This is a genomic window from Bacillus sp. MT(2024) (genome assembly GCF_036362845.1).
In the GTDB taxonomy this organism is placed as follows: Bacteria; Bacillota; Bacilli; order Bacillales; family Bacillaceae; genus Bacillus; species Bacillus velezensis.
Genome location: NZ_CP143632.1, coordinates 2,418,527 through 2,434,165, shown reverse-complemented (window position 1 = coordinate 2,434,165; position 15,639 = coordinate 2,418,527). Strand labels below are relative to the sequence as shown.

The following is a 15,639-nucleotide window of genomic DNA, read 5'->3' as shown; positions in this document are numbered from 1 at the left end:
GGAAAGAAAATGACTGCAACAATCATCGACGGAAAAGAAACGGCTAAAGAAAAACGCGAACAATTGGCAAAAGAAGTAGAAGAGCTGAAAGCACAAGGCGTAGTGCCTGGTTTGGCGGTCATTTTAATCGGAGACGATCCCGCTTCTGTTTCATATGTGACAGGCAAGAAAAAAGCCGCTGAAACAATGGGAATGAAATTTAAGCTTGACCGCTTTGACTCAAGCTTAACCGAGGCGGAGCTTTTAACAGTGATTGATCAGTATAATCAAAATCCGGAATTCCACGGCATTCTCGTCCAGCTGCCGCTCCCGGATCATATTTCTGAAAAAGCCGTAATCGAGCGGATCTCTCCCGATAAGGATGTTGACGGTTTCCACCCTCTCAACGTCGGGAAAATGCTGCTTGGCGAAGATACATTTCTTCCATGCACGCCGCACGGAATTGTCGAGTTATTGAAAAAGACGAACGTAGATCTTTCCGGCAAAGAAGTTGTTGTAGTCGGACGAAGCAATATTGTCGGTAAACCGGTCGGCCAGCTGCTGCTGAACGAAAACGCGACCGTCACATATTGCCATTCCCGCACGAAAAATATGGCTGAGCATACGAAAAAAGCAGATATTCTTGTGGTAGCGGTCGGTAAAGCGAATTTCATCAAAGCCGATCAAATCAAAGAGGGCGCCATTGTCATTGATGTCGGCGTCAACCGTCTCGAAAGCGGAAAACTCTGCGGAGACGTTCAGTTTGATGAAGCGAAAGAAAAAGCATCTTTCATTACACCGGTGCCGGGCGGAGTAGGTCCGATGACCATCACAATGCTTGCGCATAATACTGTTAAATCTGCCAGACGTACGTTATCATAGATAACCGGAGACAGTCACAAAAAGTGTGACAATGAGCACGATACCCGCTTCTTAAGGCTCCTTTCAGCCAGAGCGGGTTTTCTTAGTTTAGGGCAAAAAGCCTTTATGAAAGGAGTGCAGGATGTGAGTGAAGCGGCATATGTCACGGTTTCCGCGCTGACCAAATACATTAAACGAAAATTCGATGTGGACCCTCATCTTGAAGACATTTGGATTAAGGGTGAGCTCTCCAATGTTAAAATTCATACGAGAGGCCACATCTATTTTACATTAAAAGATGAGCATGCCCGCATGCAGGCCGTCATGTTTCAAAGACAAAGTTCGAGGCTTGCGTTTAAGCCCGAGGACGGAATGAAGGTCATCGTAAGAGGCGGGATCTCCGTCTATGAACCGAGCGGAAGCTATCAGCTGTACGCGAAAGAAATGCAGCCGGACGGTGTGGGGGCGCTCTACTTAGCATATGAAGAATTAAAGAAAAAACTTGCCGGCGAAGGGTTGTTTGATGACCGGCATAAGCAGGCCATCCCCGCTTTTCCGGCTACGATCGGGGTCGTCACGTCACCGACGGGAGCAGCCGTCAGAGACGTCATTACCACACTTAAAAGAAGATACCCCCTTGTGAAAGTCATTGTGCTTCCCGCGCTCGTTCAAGGTGAAAATGCCAGCAGATCGATTGTGAAGCGCATTGAAGAAGCCAATGCACAAAAAATGTGTGACGTCCTGATCGTCGGAAGGGGAGGGGGCTCGATCGAAGAATTGTGGGCATTTAACGAAGAAATCGTGGCCCGGGCGATTTTTGCTTCCGCCATTCCGATTATATCAGCCGTCGGACATGAAACAGATTTTACAATCAGTGATTTCGTCGCGGATATCCGGGCGGCAACGCCGACAGGAGCGGCAGAAATCGCCGTCCCCCACACGACGGACTTAATGGAACGGACAAAAACGGCGGAAGTCCGCCTGACAAGAGCGATGCAGCAGCATATCAGCAAGAAAAAAGAACGGGTTCAATCGCTCCAGTCATCCTACGCGTTCCGTTTTCCGAAACGATTGTATACCCAAAAAGAACAGCAGTTTGATCTTTTGTATCAGCAGTTCCAATCACAGCTCACAGGGCTTACGGACAGGAAACAAAGACAGCTGGAGCGGAATACGTACAGATTAACGGCGCTCCACCCTGAAACCCAGCTGAAACAGGCGAAAAAACGGTACGAGGAGCGCTCAAATCAGCTCGCCCGAAGCATGAATGTCCAACTGAAGCAGCTTCATTCGCAGTTTCAGACGGTTCTTGGTAAACTGAATGCATTAAGTCCCCTTCAGGTGATGGAGAGAGGATACAGTCTGGCCTATAAAGACAAAGAGCTGATCAAAAGCGTTGATCAAGTGGAACAAAATGATACGCTTGAAGTAAAGATGACAGACGGCGTTCTGACGTGTGAAGTATTGCAAAAGAGAGGCGAACGAAAATGACAGAAACCAAAAAAAGTGAAGAGCTGACATTTGAAGAGGCGATGAAAGGCCTTGAAGGTATTGTGGCAAAGCTTGAAGAAGGAGACGTGCCGCTTGAGCAGGCGATTAATTATTTTCAGGAAGGGATGGCCCTTTCAAAAATGTGCCATGAAAAGCTTCAGCATGTCGAAAAGCAAATGGACTTTATTTTAAAAGATAACGGCGAACTTGCACCTTTCAGCGTTCAGGAGGAAGACGAAGGTGACAAATAAACTGGACGCATTTTTAGCATCGCGCAAACAACTGATTGAACAGCAGCTTTCTTTGTATACGGAACGGCTTGCGATGCCTGAAATCCTCAAAAAATCTATGCTGTATTCTTTGGAAGCAGGCGGAAAGAGGCTGCGCCCCCTCGTCGTCTTAGCCGTTCTGAATGCTTACGGAAAAGATGAAAAAGACGGGATTCCGGTCGGATGCGCTGTCGAAATGATTCATACGTATTCCTTAATCCATGATGATCTTCCTTGCATGGACGATGATGATCTGCGCCGAGGAAAGCCCACAAACCATAAAGTCTTCGGAGAAGCGGCAGCCGTATTGGCCGGAGACGGGCTTCTGACAGAAAGCTTTAAATTGATCACATCTCACGTGTCTGAGGCGGTTTCAGCAGAAAAACGGCTCCGTCTCGTCGATGAGCTGATCAGCGCGGCAGGAACGGAAGGAATGGTCGGCGGGCAGGCTGCCGACATGGAAGCGGAACAAAAGCGGATAACGCTTGAGGAGCTGGAATCCATCCACGAGCGGAAAACGGCCAAGCTCCTCGGTTTTTCTGTGACGGCGGGCGCCATTTTGGCAGATGCGCCGGAGGATGAAGTCGAAAAGCTGCGTCTGTTCAGCAGCCATATCGGCATCGGATTTCAAATCAGAGATGACATCCTTGATATTGAAGGGCATGAGGAGAAGATCGGCAAACCGGTCGGCTCAGACACGTCGAATGAAAAGTCAACGTATCCGTCGCTTTTAACGCTTGAAGGCGCGAAAGAGAAGCTGGCGTATCATATCAGCGAGGCGAAACGGATCATCAGCGGCCTTTCTCTTCAGAAAGAACTGCTGCATGACCTCTGTGATTTAATCGCGGCGAGAGATCATTAAAAACGGTCCTGATTTGAAGGGGCTGCCGCTCCTATGGTAAAATGTAAGCAGTTTCGATGAAAATACAAAGGGAGTCTTTTTCTTTTTTCAAAAAGACACTGTTTAATTTGCAGAAATTCATGCTGAAAGTGAGTTGATCCGCTTTGGATCTTTTATCAATACAGGACCCGTCATTTCTTAAAAAGATGTCAATTGAACAGCTGGAAGAGCTGAGTGAGGAGATCCGCAATTTCCTCATCACATCGCTGTCTGCCTCTGGCGGCCATATCGGGCCGAACCTCGGGGTTGTCGAGCTGACAATTGCGCTTCACAAAGAATTTGACAGTCCGAAAGATAAATTTTTATGGGATGTCGGACATCAGTCCTATGTTCATAAACTGTTAACCGGGCGCGGCAAGGAGTTTGAAACCTTGCGCCAATATAAAGGGCTTTGCGGTTTCCCGAAACGCAGCGAAAGCGAACATGACGTATGGGAAACAGGCCACAGCTCAACATCGCTCTCAGGCGCGATGGGAATGGCTGCCGCCCGTGATATTAAAGGATCGAAAGAATATATCATCCCGATTATCGGAGACGGCGCTTTAACCGGAGGAATGGCGCTTGAAGCGCTGAACCATATCGGTGATGAGAAAAAAGATATGATCGTCATTCTGAATGATAATGAGATGAGCATTGCGCCGAATGTCGGGGCGATTCATTCTATGCTGGGACGGCTTCGCACGGCCGGCAAATATCAATGGGTAAAAGACGAGCTTGAATATTTATTTAAGCGCATCCCGGCCGTCGGCGGAAAATTGGCCGCCACAGCGGAACGGATAAAAGACAGCTTAAAATATATGCTTGTGTCAGGTATGTTTTTTGAAGAGCTGGGCTTTACGTATTTAGGCCCGGTTGACGGTCATTCCTACCACGAACTGTTTGAAAACCTGCAATACGCCAAAAAAACGAAAGGCCCTGTCCTTTTACATGTCATTACGAAAAAGGGCAAAGGCTATAAACCGGCTGAGACCGACACAATCGGCACATGGCACGGAACGGGTCCTTATAAAATCAATACGGGTGATTTTGTCAAACCGAAAGCCGCGGCGCCTTCATGGAGCGGACTTGTCAGCGGCACCGTGCAGGAGCTGGCGCGCGAGGATGACAGAATTGTCGCGATTACACCGGCTATGCCGGTCGGCTCTAAGCTTGAAGGATTTGCGAAAGAATTTCCTGAGCGCATGTTTGACGTCGGAATCGCAGAACAGCATGCGGCGACAATGGCCGCGGGAATGGCGCTTCAGGGTATGAAGCCGTTTCTTGCGATCTATTCGACCTTTTTGCAGCGGGCGTACGATCAGGTCGTCCATGATATCTGCCGTCAAAACGCGAATGTATTTATCGGCATTGACCGCGCCGGTTTGGTCGGCGCTGACGGGGAGACGCATCAAGGCGTCTTTGACATCGCCTTTTTGCGGCATATACCGAACCTCGTTTTAATGATGCCGAAGGATGAAAATGAAGGCCGCCATATGGTCAATACAGCCCTTTCCTATGAGGAAGGTCCGATCGCGATGCGCTTCCCGCGCGGAAACGGGCTCGGCGTTAAGATGGATAAAGAGCTGAAAACCATTCCGATCGGAACATGGGAAGTGCTCCGTCCCGGAAAAGACGCGGTCATTTTAACATTCGGTACGACCATTGAAATGGCGCTTGAAGCGGCTGAAGAACTGCAAAAAGAAGGCCTGTCCGTGCGTGTCGTGAATGCGAGGTTCATAAAGCCGATTGATAAACAAATGATGAAGGCCATTCTTAATGAAGGTCTGCCGATTTTAACGATAGAAGAAGCCGTGCTTGAAGGCGGATTCGGCAGCACGATTCTTGAATACGCTCATGACCTCGGCATGTATCATACACCGATTGACAGAATGGGCATCCCTGACCGGTTTATTGAACACGGCAGCGTAACCGCCCTGCTTGAAGAAATCGGTCTCACGAAGGCTGAGGTTATGAACCGGATAAAACTGCTGATGCCGCCGAAGACACATAAAGGAATTGGATCATGACAGCAAAAAAAGAACGATTAGATGTACTTCTTGTAGAAAAAGGCCTTGCGGAAACGCGGGAAAAAGCGAAACGCGCCATTATGGCGGGCATCGTATACTCAAATGAAAACCGATTGGACAAACCGGGTGAAAAAATCGCCCGGGATCTTCCGTTAACGGTAAAAGGAAACCCTCTTAAATACGTCAGCAGAGGCGGATTAAAGCTTGAAAAAGCCTTGGAAGTGTTTCCTGTCTCGGTAAAAGGCAAAACGATGATTGACATCGGCTCGTCTACAGGGGGATTCACGGATTGCGCCCTCCAAAACGGAGCTGAGCGGTCCTACGCAGTGGATGTCGGCTATAATCAGCTTGCTTGGAAGCTCAGACAGGACGAGAGGGTCGTCGTCATGGAACGGACGAATTTCCGCTATTCCGAGCCTTCCGATTTCACAGAGGGTTTGCCGGAATTTGCGACAATCGATGTTTCTTTCATCTCACTCCGCCTCATTCTGCCGGTTTTAAAAACGCTGCTTGTACCGGGGAGCGATTGTATCGCACTGGTGAAGCCGCAATTTGAAGCCGGACGGGAATCCGTCGGAAAAAAAGGCATTGTCAGAGATCCCGGCGTTCATGCTGACGTTCTCCGCCGCATGAATCAATTTGCAGCTTCTGAAGGATATACAGTGAAAGGACTGTCCTTCTCACCGATTACGGGGGGAGACGGCAATATTGAGTTTCTGCTTCATTTGGAATGGGGCGGAGAAGACGGAAACGGCGCTGAACTGCCGGAAGAAGACATTCTCCGTACCGTCCGCGAAGCACATGAGACATTAAAAGCCAAAAAGACAGATGTACCGGAATAATAGGGGGCTATTATTCCTTTTTTCTGCCATCATGTACTTTTTATCAAGAAGCGGTTAACATAATGACAAACAGCTTGAAAACAGAGGTGCTTACATGACAAAAGGCCAAAGGCATATAAAAATCAGAGAGCTTATTACAAGCCATGAGATTGAAACGCAGGATGACTTAGTTGACATGCTGAGAGAAGAAGGATATAAGGTAACCCAGGCGACTGTCTCCAGAGACATTAAAGAGCTGCATCTCGTAAAGGTGCCGACGAACAACGGCTCCTACAAATACAGCCTGCCGGCGGATCAGCGGTTCAATCCGCTGTCAAAACTGAAGCGTTCATTAATGGATGCGTTCGTAAAAATTGACTCAGCAAGCCATATGATCGTATTAAAAACGATGCCGGGGAATGCTCAGGCAATCGGCGCTCTGATGGATAATCTCGAATGGGAAGAAATCATGGGCACGATCTGCGGAGATGACACGATCTTAATCATCTGCAGGACGCCTGAAGATACGGAAGGCGTACAAAGCCGTCTTTTGGAGCTGCTGTAGCGTAATTATCAGATAAAAGGTGGAATGCTGTTTGTTAGCTGAACTATCAATAAAAAACTTTGCCATTATAGAGGAACTGACGATTTCGTTTGAACGGGGGCTCACCGTCCTGACGGGAGAAACAGGGGCCGGCAAGTCAATTATTATAGACGCCGTTTCCCTATTAGTCGGCGGACGCGGCTCGTCCGAATTTGTCCGTTACGGTGAAACAAAGGCCGAGCTTGAAGGACTGTTTCTATTGGACAGCGGTCATCCCGTTTTTGAAGTATGCCGTGAGCAGGGAATAGACGCATCTGACGACATGATTGTCATGAGAAGGGACATCAATGCCGGAGGAAAAAGCGTCTGCCGTGTCAACGGAAAATTAGTGACGATTGCGGCTTTAAGGGAAATCGGCAGACTTTTATTAGATATTCACGGACAGCATGATAACCAGCTGTTAATGGAGGACGACAAACACTTGGAGCTTTTGGATAAATTTGCGGGCGCTGAGGCCGAATCCGCGCTTCAGGCTTACCATGAAGGCTATGAGCGTTATATGAAGCTGCTCAAAAAAGTGAAGAAGCTGTCAGAAAGCGAGCAGGAAATGGCGCATCGGTTAGACCTGATTCAATTTCAGCTTGAAGAAATCGAGTCGGCGAAGCTTGAATTGAATGAAGACGAACTTCTTCAGGAAGAGCGGAAGCAGATATCCAACTTTGAAAAAATTTATGAATCATTGCAAAACGCCTATAATGCGCTCCGCAGCGAGCAGGGGGGGCTTGACTGGGTCGGAATGGCCTCTGCTCAGCTTGAAGATATTTCGGATATCAATGAACCGCTGCAAAAGCTGTCTGAAAGTGTGTCAAGTTCCTATTATCTGCTGGAGGATGCAACCTTTCAGATGCGCAATCTGTTAGATGATCTGGAATATGATCCGGAACGGCTGAATTTTATTGAAACCCGTTTAAATGAGATCAAACAGCTGAAGCGCAAATACGGAGCGACGGTAGAAGACATTTTGGAATACGGATCTAAAATAGAAGAGGAAATCGATCAAATCGAGAACCGCGACAGCCACCTTGAAGCCCTGAAGAAGGAATTGGAGTCGGTCGGCAAAGATGTGGCCGTAGAAGCCGCCAATTTATCAAAAATCAGAAAAGCATGGGCCAAGAAACTGGCGGAAGCGATTCATCAGGAATTACAAAGTCTGTATATGGGCAAATCAACGTTTGATACGGAATTTCTCGTGAAAACCGATCCGTCAGCCAGTGAAGCACCGGTTGTCAACGGGCAGCCCGTGCAGCTTACCCAAAAGGGGATTGACCTTGTGAAGTTTTTAATTTCAACAAACACCGGTGAGCCTTTAAAACCGCTGTCAAAGGTCGCTTCCGGAGGCGAGCTTTCAAGGGTGATGCTGGCGATGAAGAGTATTTTTTCTTCCCAGCAGGATGTCACCTCCATCATCTTTGACGAAGTGGACACCGGTGTAAGCGGGCGGGTTGCCCAAGCCATCGCGGAAAAAATCCATAAAGTATCGACCGGTTCACAGGTGCTCTGCATTACACACCTGCCCCAGGTTGCCGCCATGGCGGATACGCACCTTCTGATCGCAAAAGAATTCAAAGACGGACGGACGACAACGCATGTCACGCCGCTTTCCAAGCAGGATAAGGTAGCGGAAATCGGCCGTATGATTGCGGGTGTTGAAGTGACCGAGCTGACGAAGCGGCATGCACAAGAGCTTTTAAAACAGGCCGGACAGGTAAAAACGACAGGATAAGCTGCTGATACAGGCAGCTTATTTTTTTGTTCCATTTCTCTAACAGTGTATCCAATGTTTTTCTTCGTATGCCGGTTATAAATCAAGCGCAGGAAGGCAAAAGTATAGATGTAGCAGAAAAAGAAAGTGGTGTGGGATAGGAGCGAGGAGAGTGAAGGAATGAATGCACGATAACATGAGGAAAGCAATAGGTGTAATTCTCCTTGTTTCTTTACTAAGTGTAGGCTTTTTTAAGCCGTTTAAAGAATATTTACTGATACCGTCAGAAATGAGCGTCTTTGAAAACCAGACTCAGGCCGTTCCGGTCAATGCATCAATAAGCGCTGAAAAGGGCGAATTATCAGAAGCCTTTACGCTGAAAGAAGAGCACGGTCATGCAAACATAACAGGGCAAACACAAGGCCGGTCAGAAGTAGTATATGATCTTGCCGGGTTTCCCATTAAAAAAACGAAAGTGCGTGTCCTTCCTGAATTGAAGGTCATTCCGGGCGGACAGTCCATCGGTGTAAAACTGCATTCAGTCGGTGTTTTGGTCGTCGGTTTTCACCAGGTGATGACAAAGGATGGGAAAAAGTCTCCGGGAGAACAAGCGGGTATTGAATCTGGCGACATCATTATTAAAATGAACGGACATAAAATTGAAAAAATGAGCGACATCGCCCCGTTTATTCAAAAAGCGGGCAAAACCGGTGAATCTTTGGATTTATTGGTGAAACGCGATAAGCAAAAAATCAAAACAAAGCTGATTCCGACAAAGGACGAAGCCGAGGGGAAATATCGAATCGGCCTTTATATCCGCGATTCGGCAGCCGGCATCGGCACCATGACATTTTTTGAACCGAAAACAAAAAAATACGGCGCATTGGGCCACGTCATCTCTGATATGGATACAAAAAAACCGATTGTTGTAGAAGACGGAGAAATCGTCCGTTCTACTGTAACATCGATTGAAAAAGGAAAAGGCGGCAATCCCGGCGAAAAACTGGCAAGGTTTTCGTCAGAACGGAAAACGATCGGCGATATTAACCGCAACAGCCCGTTCGGCATTTTTGGGACACTGCATCAGCCGATTAAAAACAACATTTCCGACAAAGCGCTTCCGATTGCTTTGTCAAATGAAGTAAAAAAAGGACCTGCGCAAATGCTGACGGTTATCGAAAACGATAAAGTAGAGAAATTTGATATTGAAATCGTCAGCACCACGCCGCAAAAATTCCCGGCGACAAAGGGAATGGTGTTGAAAGTGACAGATCCGAAACTGCTGAAAAGAACCGGCGGAATCGTTCAGGGGATGAGCGGAAGCCCGATCATTCAGAATGGAAAGGTCGTCGGAGCCGTAACCCACGTATTTGTCAATGATCCGACAAGCGGCTACGGCGTTCATATCGAATGGATGCTGTCTGAAGCGGGTGTTGATGTTTACGGGAAAGACAAAGCAAGCTGACTGCCGGATGATCCGGCAGTTTTTTTATGTGATGCGTTCTTCACTTCTTTCCGGGATTCATGTAAAATAAGACATGAAGATTTTTCGACAAATTCACGTTTCCTGATTTGTCAAACTTAATTTTTAGTCGAAAAACCTAGAAAATGCTAGAAAAACAAAGATATACCACTATTATTGGTAAATATGGATTTTTTAAAAGGGGAAGTAGTGGTTTTGTCGAATGTAACATATAGCAGTCAAATGGGTTGCGTCCTGTTAATACATTGGGGGAGGAAGAAACGTGGAGAAAATTAAAGTTTGTGTTGCTGATGATAATCGAGAGCTTGTAAGCCTGTTGAGTGAATATATAGAGGGACAGGATGATATGGAAGTGATCGGCGTTGCTTATAACGGACAGGAATGTCTTTCTTTGTTTAAAGATAAGAATCCCGATGTGCTCGTTTTAGACATTATCATGCCGCATCTGGACGGACTTGCGGTTTTGGAGCGTCTGCGGGAATCAGAGCTCGAGAAGCAGCCGAACGTCATCATGCTGACGGCATTCGGTCAGGAAGACGTTACGAAAAAAGCCGTCGATTTAGGCGCGTCCTATTTCATCCTGAAGCCGTTTGATATGGAAAACCTTGTCGGCCATATCCGCCAGGTAAGCGGAAATGTCAGCAGTGTCACACACCGTGCGCCGTCCGCGCAAAGCAGCATTATCCGCAGCCAGCCGGAGCCGAAACGGAAAAATCTCGATGCCAGCATTACAAGCATTATCCATGAGATCGGTGTACCTGCCCATATCAAAGGCTATCTTTATTTGCGTGAAGCCATTTCCATGGTGTATAACGATATTGAACTCCTCGGCAGCATCACAAAAGTCCTTTATCCCGACATCGCCAAAAAATTCAACACGACCGCAAGCCGTGTAGAACGGGCCATCCGCCACGCCATTGAAGTCGCATGGAGCAGGGGAAATATTGATTCCATTTCTTCACTGTTCGGATATACGGTAAGCATGACAAAAGCAAAACCAACCAACTCGGAATTCATCGCGATGGTTGCTGACAAGCTGAGATTGGAGCATAAAGCTTCGTAACGCAAGCCTTTGGCTAAATGTCTTTTTGCGCCTTCTATTCCGTGCATGAACGCGGAAGAGAAGGCGTTTTGAGATTTTGCTGACGAAAACAATGGGAACCACTCACGCCGGTACTTGTTCTATACATAAATACGGGAACTATGCCGTCTATACGTATAATACCGGAGCTGATATTTTAATGATTTTGCCGTCTCTGAAATAAAAGCGGGGGATGCGGCGGCTTAACACAGACAGGACTTCGTAGCTGATCGTACCGAGCATTTCGGCAATTTCATCAACGGAAATCTCGGCTCCTTGTTGTTTGCCGTAGATGACGACTTCTTCTCCTTGTTTGCCCTCATTCTCACCTAAACTGACCATTATCATATCCATTGTCACTCTCCCCGCCACCGGCACCCGTCTGCCGCGGTGCAGAATAAACCCGCGGTTGGACAGGGCGCGGGAGTAACCGTCAGCATAGCCGATCGGAATCGTGGCGATGATTTCACCCGGTTCGGCGATATATGTGGCACCATAACTGACGGTCCGGGGATCTGTCACCATGGCTTTCACATAAGCGATACGCGCCTTTAAACTTAGTGCGGGCGTGAGATCCACGAGGCTCAGCTCCTTTATCGAGGCGGACGGATATAAACCATATAACCCAATGCCTAAACGGATCATGTCGGCGCTGAATTCCGGGAATGCGATAGCGGCGGCTGTATTGCACATATGCACGGTAGGCAGCGTAATGTCTTGATTTTTTAAAAAGCGGAGGAAGCTGATAAACTTTTCGTGCTGCAGCATCGTCAGCTCAGTGTCCGGTTCATCCGCTGTTGAAAAATGTGTAAAGATGCCATCCCATGACAGGTATGTACTCGACTTGAGCGCTTTCACCACTGCTAAAAGATCTTCTTCCGTGCGCACACCCAGCCGGCCCATTCCGGTATCCACATTGATATGAATGGACAGCCGTTTCGAATCTGCTTCTTTTTCCAATATCCGATTCGCTTTTTTGATCCAGCTGACCTGAAACGCTGATAATGTGATGTTCCAAACGGCAGATTTTTTCACACAGCTGAGAGCTGTGAAGCCGAGCACGAGAATAGGTGCCGTAATTCCCGCTCTCCGTAACACAATTCCCTCTTCGACGCTTGCGACAGCAAGCTCGCTCGCCCCGCTTTCCAGTGCCTGCCGCGCTACTTCCACAGAGCCGTGGCCATAAGCGTTCGCTTTTACGACGGCCATAATTTTAGACGTATTCGGAATATGGCGGCGGATCGCCCGTACGTTCTTTTTTATCGCATCAAGGTCAACTTCAATCCAAACTTCCCGGCAAAGTTTTTTCATCACGATTCCTTCTTTCCTTAATGAGATTCAGTACTCATGCTTTCAATCTGCATTCTATTCATCTTTAACTGAAATCATTCAAAACATGAGAAGGTGACCGCTGATGTTTAAAATCAAGTTTTCGGGAAATCATGCGCCTGCTTTATTTATGCAGTAAGGGCTGCATGGCAGCCCTTACAATGACTTCACAATATTCTGATCTGAAAATTGATGTTCAAACATTTTGGACTGGCTTACAGCATTGTTTTGAATGACAATGCCGATATTTCCCCCTCCGGCACCGAAAACGGTTTTTGATGCAGTCAGCGGACTGATGGATATGGCGCCGCCAACATTGACAACTCCGTTTCCTGATACGTTGTTTATCGTAATCGGGCAACCGCTCATTCTATTTTTTCTCCTTTCTCTCTCAGTCTACTAACTATATGTACGCTGTGATATTTGAATAAGATTAAACAAAACGGCAAAAAGAATCCGGCTGCTGCCAGCCGGAAAGGGAGGGAAATACGGATGTCATAATGTTTTCGTTACATTTTGATCAGAGTATTGAGAGTTTGAAGATTGAGATGTGCTGGATTGATTCATTTGCAGGACCATACCTGTATTTCCCCCTCCTGAGCCGTAGACGGTTTTTGATACGGTTAAAGGACTTATCGAAAACGCACCGCCGACATTGACAACCCCGTTTCCGGAAAGACTGTTAATCGTAATAGGGAAACCAGCCATCATATACGGTCTCCTTTCTATTAATCTATTTACTATATGTACGCTGTGTGTTGGAAATAAGAGTAAACAAAGCGGTAAAAACTTGTGAATCAAAAAAACTGCCGGACATCCGGCAGTTTTTTTAGTCTACTTTTCAAACGGCACCCAGCCGCCTGTATTCTGAATCATTTCCCATAACGGTTCAGGAAGTCGGTATTTCTCAATTTCAGATGCTTGAATGGCTTTTTCGATTTCCTGTTCGCGGCCTTCTTTGACCAGCACCGCCCATTCGGGGTTAATCAAAATGACACGTCCCAGAGCCACCAGCGGAATTCCGCTTTCTAATACGGCAAGCGCTTCGTCCGCGGTATAGATGGAACCGACGGCCATCAGCGGCACTTTATGGCCGACGCGTTCGTTTAATAAATCCATCCGGGTCCGTGAAGTATCCGCGCCGCGGCGGGCTTTGGAATTGACATCCATCAGTGAAATATGCAGATAATCCAAGTTCTCTTCCGCAAGCGCGTCGGCGAGCATGAATGTTTCTTTCATTGTAAGCCCCGGTGTTTCCGGCTCTTCCGGTGACAGGCGGTAGCCGAGAACGAATGGATTTTCAGCGTGTGTATCAATCGCCTGTTTGACAGCGTCAACGACTGCAAGCGGGAACGCAAGGCGCTTTTCATCGCTTCCGCCCCAGCGGTCTGTGCGCCGGTTTGTTTTCGGTGAATAAAATTGGTGAATCAGGTACCCGTTTGCCCCGTGAATTTCAACACCGTCAAAGCCGGCTTCAATCGCTCTGCGTGTCGCTTCGCCGAATGCTTTCACGATGTGCTCAATTTCTTGTTCGGTGAGAGCCCGGGACGTTTGTCTGCCGTCTTCTTCTGAGCCGCTCGGACTGACGACGTCGTTGTTTGGCACGAGTTCAGGAGGGCATTCCAATCCTCCGTGGTGAATCTGCACAACGGCTTTCGCTCCTTGAGACTGGATCGCCTGAGCGAGTTTTTTCAAGCCGGGAATGTGAGAATCATCATAGATGCCGGGCTGGCCTGGAAACGCTTTGCCGTCCGGCGTTACGTTTGCACATGCCGTAATGACCATGCCCATTTCTTTTGAACGGGGAGTAATGTAGCTTAATTCACGGTCGGAAATCGTTCCGTCATCATTTGATGAATAGTGTGTCATCGGTGCGACTGAAATACGGTTTGGTATGGTGACGCCGCTTTCGAACGTAAAAGGTTCAAACAGCGGTTGATAAGTTTGCTTCATCATTTCGCCTTCTTCCTTAGGAGTTTAACTCGTCCGTATTCTAGCTTATGTTTTCATTGTGTGCAATTATTTTGCTTGTTCTTCTTCCTGAGGTTATGACCGGCTGAACCATTTAAACGAATGAAACGGTTTTCTCCGTTCCTTTTCAGGATCTTTATATCCTCCTGAAATTTGATGGCCGATCGAGCTGAATATGACAGCGGCGGCGAAGAGGAGAATGATTTTTTTCATATGCATATCTTCTTTCTTATCTTTTACAAGGTTATTTATAAGCATACGCTTGTGCGAAAAAACCGTCAATTTGTTTATTCTTTTTTCCACTTTCCTGCGGCGAATATCGTTCCGATCTGAATCACAACACTTAACAGAGCGCACACTGCCACAACTGTGTTGCTGTCCATAGAAGACACCCTCCTTTTTGTTAGGTTGATGTATCATATGATAGCTGTCTCTGTTTTGACAAAACCGTAATGCGGTGTTTCATATTTTTCAACACAAAAAGGGCGCTTTTTTAAGCGCCTTTACTTTTTTTTCAGCCGGTTCAAAGCGATTTGAACGGCGATGGCGTCATCCAGGTAGCCGATCGGAAACATGTAATCCGGAATGACGTCGGTCGCTAAAATATAATACAGCAGCGCGCTCCCAAGAATCGCGCGGTCTTCAGCCGGTGTTGATTCATCCATATACTGATGATGCATGTTTTTCAAATGATCAATAAAAGGGCCGACGCTTTCTTCATTGTCCATTTTCTTTTGAAACTCATCGCAAATCAGGCGATGGCCCTGCTGGGTTTTGGCGTATTGTTCATATCTGGTCAGTTCGCGCTCAATTTGCTCCCGGGAAAAAGGCTGATCAAACATCTCGGCCATATTCAGCATATCCTGAATCGCGTGCATCGGGTCTTGCGGCGCAGCTTCTTTTTCATGACCGATGTCTATGCCTGACGCCTCAAGCAATTCCTCCAGCGGGGTGCGGAGGTGTTTTGAAAATTCCTGAAGATGCTTTAAATTGGCCTTCTGTTTGCCGTTGATAATCCGGGAGATGGTGGCCGTATCAATGTTTGTTAAGGCGCCGAGCTTTCTCATGGAGAGCGAGTGCTTATCAAGCAGTGATTTTAAAAGGGGTCCCAGTGTCTTATTTTTATTTTCTGTCAAGGGTG

At 47.3% G+C, this 15,639-nt stretch carries 16 protein-coding genes; 10 read left to right on the top strand and 6 right to left on the bottom strand.

Annotated elements, in window-relative coordinates:
- Nucleotides 1-9: 9 nt before the first annotated feature.
- The 10 genes from folD (at nucleotide 10) to spo0A (ending at nucleotide 11,180) form a co-directional block, all read left to right on the top strand.
- Nucleotides 10-861 (top strand): bifunctional methylenetetrahydrofolate dehydrogenase/methenyltetrahydrofolate cyclohydrolase FolD, encoded by an 852-nt coding sequence (gene folD, locus VP472_RS11730; RefSeq protein ID WP_146277157.1) that lies wholly within the window; start codon nucleotides 10-12, stop codon nucleotides 859-861.
- Between the two features lie 123 nt (nucleotides 862-984).
- Nucleotides 985-2,331, top strand: a complete 1,347-nt coding sequence (gene xseA, locus VP472_RS11725) for an exodeoxyribonuclease VII large subunit (RefSeq protein WP_003153166.1) — start codon at nucleotides 985-987, stop codon at nucleotides 2,329-2,331.
- Entirely contained in the window at nucleotides 2,328-2,582 is a 255-nt protein-coding gene (locus tag VP472_RS11720) for an exodeoxyribonuclease VII small subunit (protein ID WP_007408352.1), read from the top strand. The genes xseA and VP472_RS11720 overlap by 4 nt, the downstream gene beginning before the upstream one ends.
- Nucleotides 2,572-3,462, top strand: a complete 891-nt coding sequence (locus VP472_RS11715; RefSeq protein WP_043867281.1) for a polyprenyl synthetase family protein — start codon at nucleotides 2,572-2,574, stop codon at nucleotides 3,460-3,462. Before VP472_RS11720 ends, VP472_RS11715 begins: the two co-directional genes overlap by 11 nt.
- Before the next feature lie 143 nt (nucleotides 3,463-3,605).
- Nucleotides 3,606-5,507, top strand: coding sequence for a 1-deoxy-D-xylulose-5-phosphate synthase (gene dxs, locus VP472_RS11710; RefSeq protein WP_024085592.1), 1,902 nt, complete (start codon nucleotides 3,606-3,608; stop codon nucleotides 5,505-5,507).
- Nucleotides 5,504-6,349, top strand: coding sequence for a TlyA family RNA methyltransferase (locus VP472_RS11705; protein ID WP_003153172.1), 846 nt, complete (start codon nucleotides 5,504-5,506; stop codon nucleotides 6,347-6,349). Before dxs ends, VP472_RS11705 begins: the two co-directional genes overlap by 4 nt.
- Nucleotides 6,350-6,443: 94 nt before the next feature.
- On the top strand, nucleotides 6,444-6,893 hold the full coding sequence (ahrC, locus tag VP472_RS11700) for a transcriptional regulator AhrC/ArgR (protein ID WP_003153173.1): 450 nt from the start codon (nucleotides 6,444-6,446) through the stop codon (nucleotides 6,891-6,893).
- Between the two features lie 31 nt (nucleotides 6,894-6,924).
- On the top strand, nucleotides 6,925-8,655 hold the full coding sequence (gene recN / locus VP472_RS11695; protein WP_146277155.1) for a DNA repair protein RecN: 1,731 nt from the start codon (nucleotides 6,925-6,927) through the stop codon (nucleotides 8,653-8,655).
- 163 nt (nucleotides 8,656-8,818) lie between these two features.
- Nucleotides 8,819-10,099 (top strand): SpoIVB peptidase, encoded by a 1,281-nt coding sequence (spoIVB, locus tag VP472_RS11690; RefSeq protein ID WP_007408360.1) that lies wholly within the window; start codon nucleotides 8,819-8,821, stop codon nucleotides 10,097-10,099.
- 280 nt (nucleotides 10,100-10,379) lie between these two features.
- Nucleotides 10,380-11,180 (top strand): sporulation transcription factor Spo0A, encoded by an 801-nt coding sequence (spo0A, locus tag VP472_RS11685; protein WP_003153177.1) that lies wholly within the window; start codon nucleotides 10,380-10,382, stop codon nucleotides 11,178-11,180.
- A gap of 147 nt (nucleotides 11,181-11,327) precedes the next feature.
- On the opposite strand, the gene alr is transcribed toward spo0A, so the two are convergent.
- From alr to VP472_RS11655, 6 genes are all read right to left on the bottom strand, one after another.
- Nucleotides 11,328-12,509 carry an alanine racemase gene (alr, locus tag VP472_RS11680; protein ID WP_146277153.1) on the bottom strand — a complete coding sequence of 394 codons (1,182 nt, stop codon included), beginning with the start codon at nucleotides 12,507-12,509 and terminating at the stop codon, nucleotides 11,328-11,330.
- A gap of 174 nt (nucleotides 12,510-12,683) precedes the next feature.
- The gene (locus VP472_RS11675; protein WP_014305392.1) at nucleotides 12,684-12,896 is read right to left on the bottom strand and encodes a spore germination protein; all 213 of its coding nucleotides are present in this window, start codon (nucleotides 12,894-12,896) and stop codon (nucleotides 12,684-12,686) included.
- 126 nt (nucleotides 12,897-13,022) lie between these two features.
- Complete coding sequence (locus tag VP472_RS11670; RefSeq protein WP_003153183.1) at nucleotides 13,023-13,235, bottom strand: spore germination protein; 213 nt, start codon at nucleotides 13,233-13,235, stop codon at nucleotides 13,023-13,025.
- Between the two features lie 126 nt (nucleotides 13,236-13,361).
- Nucleotides 13,362-14,480 (bottom strand): NADH-dependent flavin oxidoreductase, encoded by a 1,119-nt coding sequence (locus tag VP472_RS11665; protein ID WP_003153184.1) that lies wholly within the window; start codon nucleotides 14,478-14,480, stop codon nucleotides 13,362-13,364.
- A gap of 93 nt (nucleotides 14,481-14,573) precedes the next feature.
- The gene (locus VP472_RS11660) at nucleotides 14,574-14,711 is read right to left on the bottom strand and encodes a hypothetical protein (protein WP_014470646.1); all 138 of its coding nucleotides are present in this window, start codon (nucleotides 14,709-14,711) and stop codon (nucleotides 14,574-14,576) included.
- A gap of 290 nt (nucleotides 14,712-15,001) precedes the next feature.
- Nucleotides 15,002-15,634, bottom strand: coding sequence for a helix-turn-helix domain-containing protein (locus VP472_RS11655; protein ID WP_014418348.1), 633 nt, complete (start codon nucleotides 15,632-15,634; stop codon nucleotides 15,002-15,004).
- Nucleotides 15,635-15,639: the final 5 nt, after the last annotated feature.

Excerpts from the sequence above, each read along its gene's own strand:
- folD (WP_146277157.1), top strand. The coding sequence starts at position 10 with ATGACTGCAACAATCATCGACGGAAAAGAAACGGCTAAAGAAAAACGC.
- VP472_RS11720 (WP_007408352.1), top strand. The coding sequence starts at position 2,328 with ATGACAGAAACCAAAAAAAGTGAAGAGCTGACATTTGAAGAGGCGATG.
- VP472_RS11705 (WP_003153172.1), top strand. The coding sequence starts at position 5,504 with ATGACAGCAAAAAAAGAACGATTAGATGTACTTCTTGTAGAAAAAGGC.
- ahrC (WP_003153173.1), top strand. The coding sequence starts at position 6,444 with ATGACAAAAGGCCAAAGGCATATAAAAATCAGAGAGCTTATTACAAGC.
- spoIVB (WP_007408360.1), top strand. The coding sequence starts at position 8,819 with ATGCACGATAACATGAGGAAAGCAATAGGTGTAATTCTCCTTGTTTCT.
- alr (WP_146277153.1), bottom strand. The coding sequence starts at position 12,509 with ATGAAAAAACTTTGCCGGGAAGTTTGGATTGAAGTTGACCTTGATGCG.
- VP472_RS11675 (WP_014305392.1), bottom strand. The coding sequence starts at position 12,896 with ATGAGCGGTTGCCCGATTACGATAAACAACGTATCAGGAAACGGAGTT.
- VP472_RS11670 (WP_003153183.1), bottom strand. The coding sequence starts at position 13,235 with ATGGCTGGTTTCCCTATTACGATTAACAGTCTTTCCGGAAACGGGGTT.
- VP472_RS11665 (WP_003153184.1), bottom strand. The coding sequence starts at position 14,480 with ATGAAGCAAACTTATCAACCGCTGTTTGAACCTTTTACGTTCGAAAGC.
- VP472_RS11660 (WP_014470646.1), bottom strand. The coding sequence starts at position 14,711 with ATGAAAAAAATCATTCTCCTCTTCGCCGCCGCTGTCATATTCAGCTCG.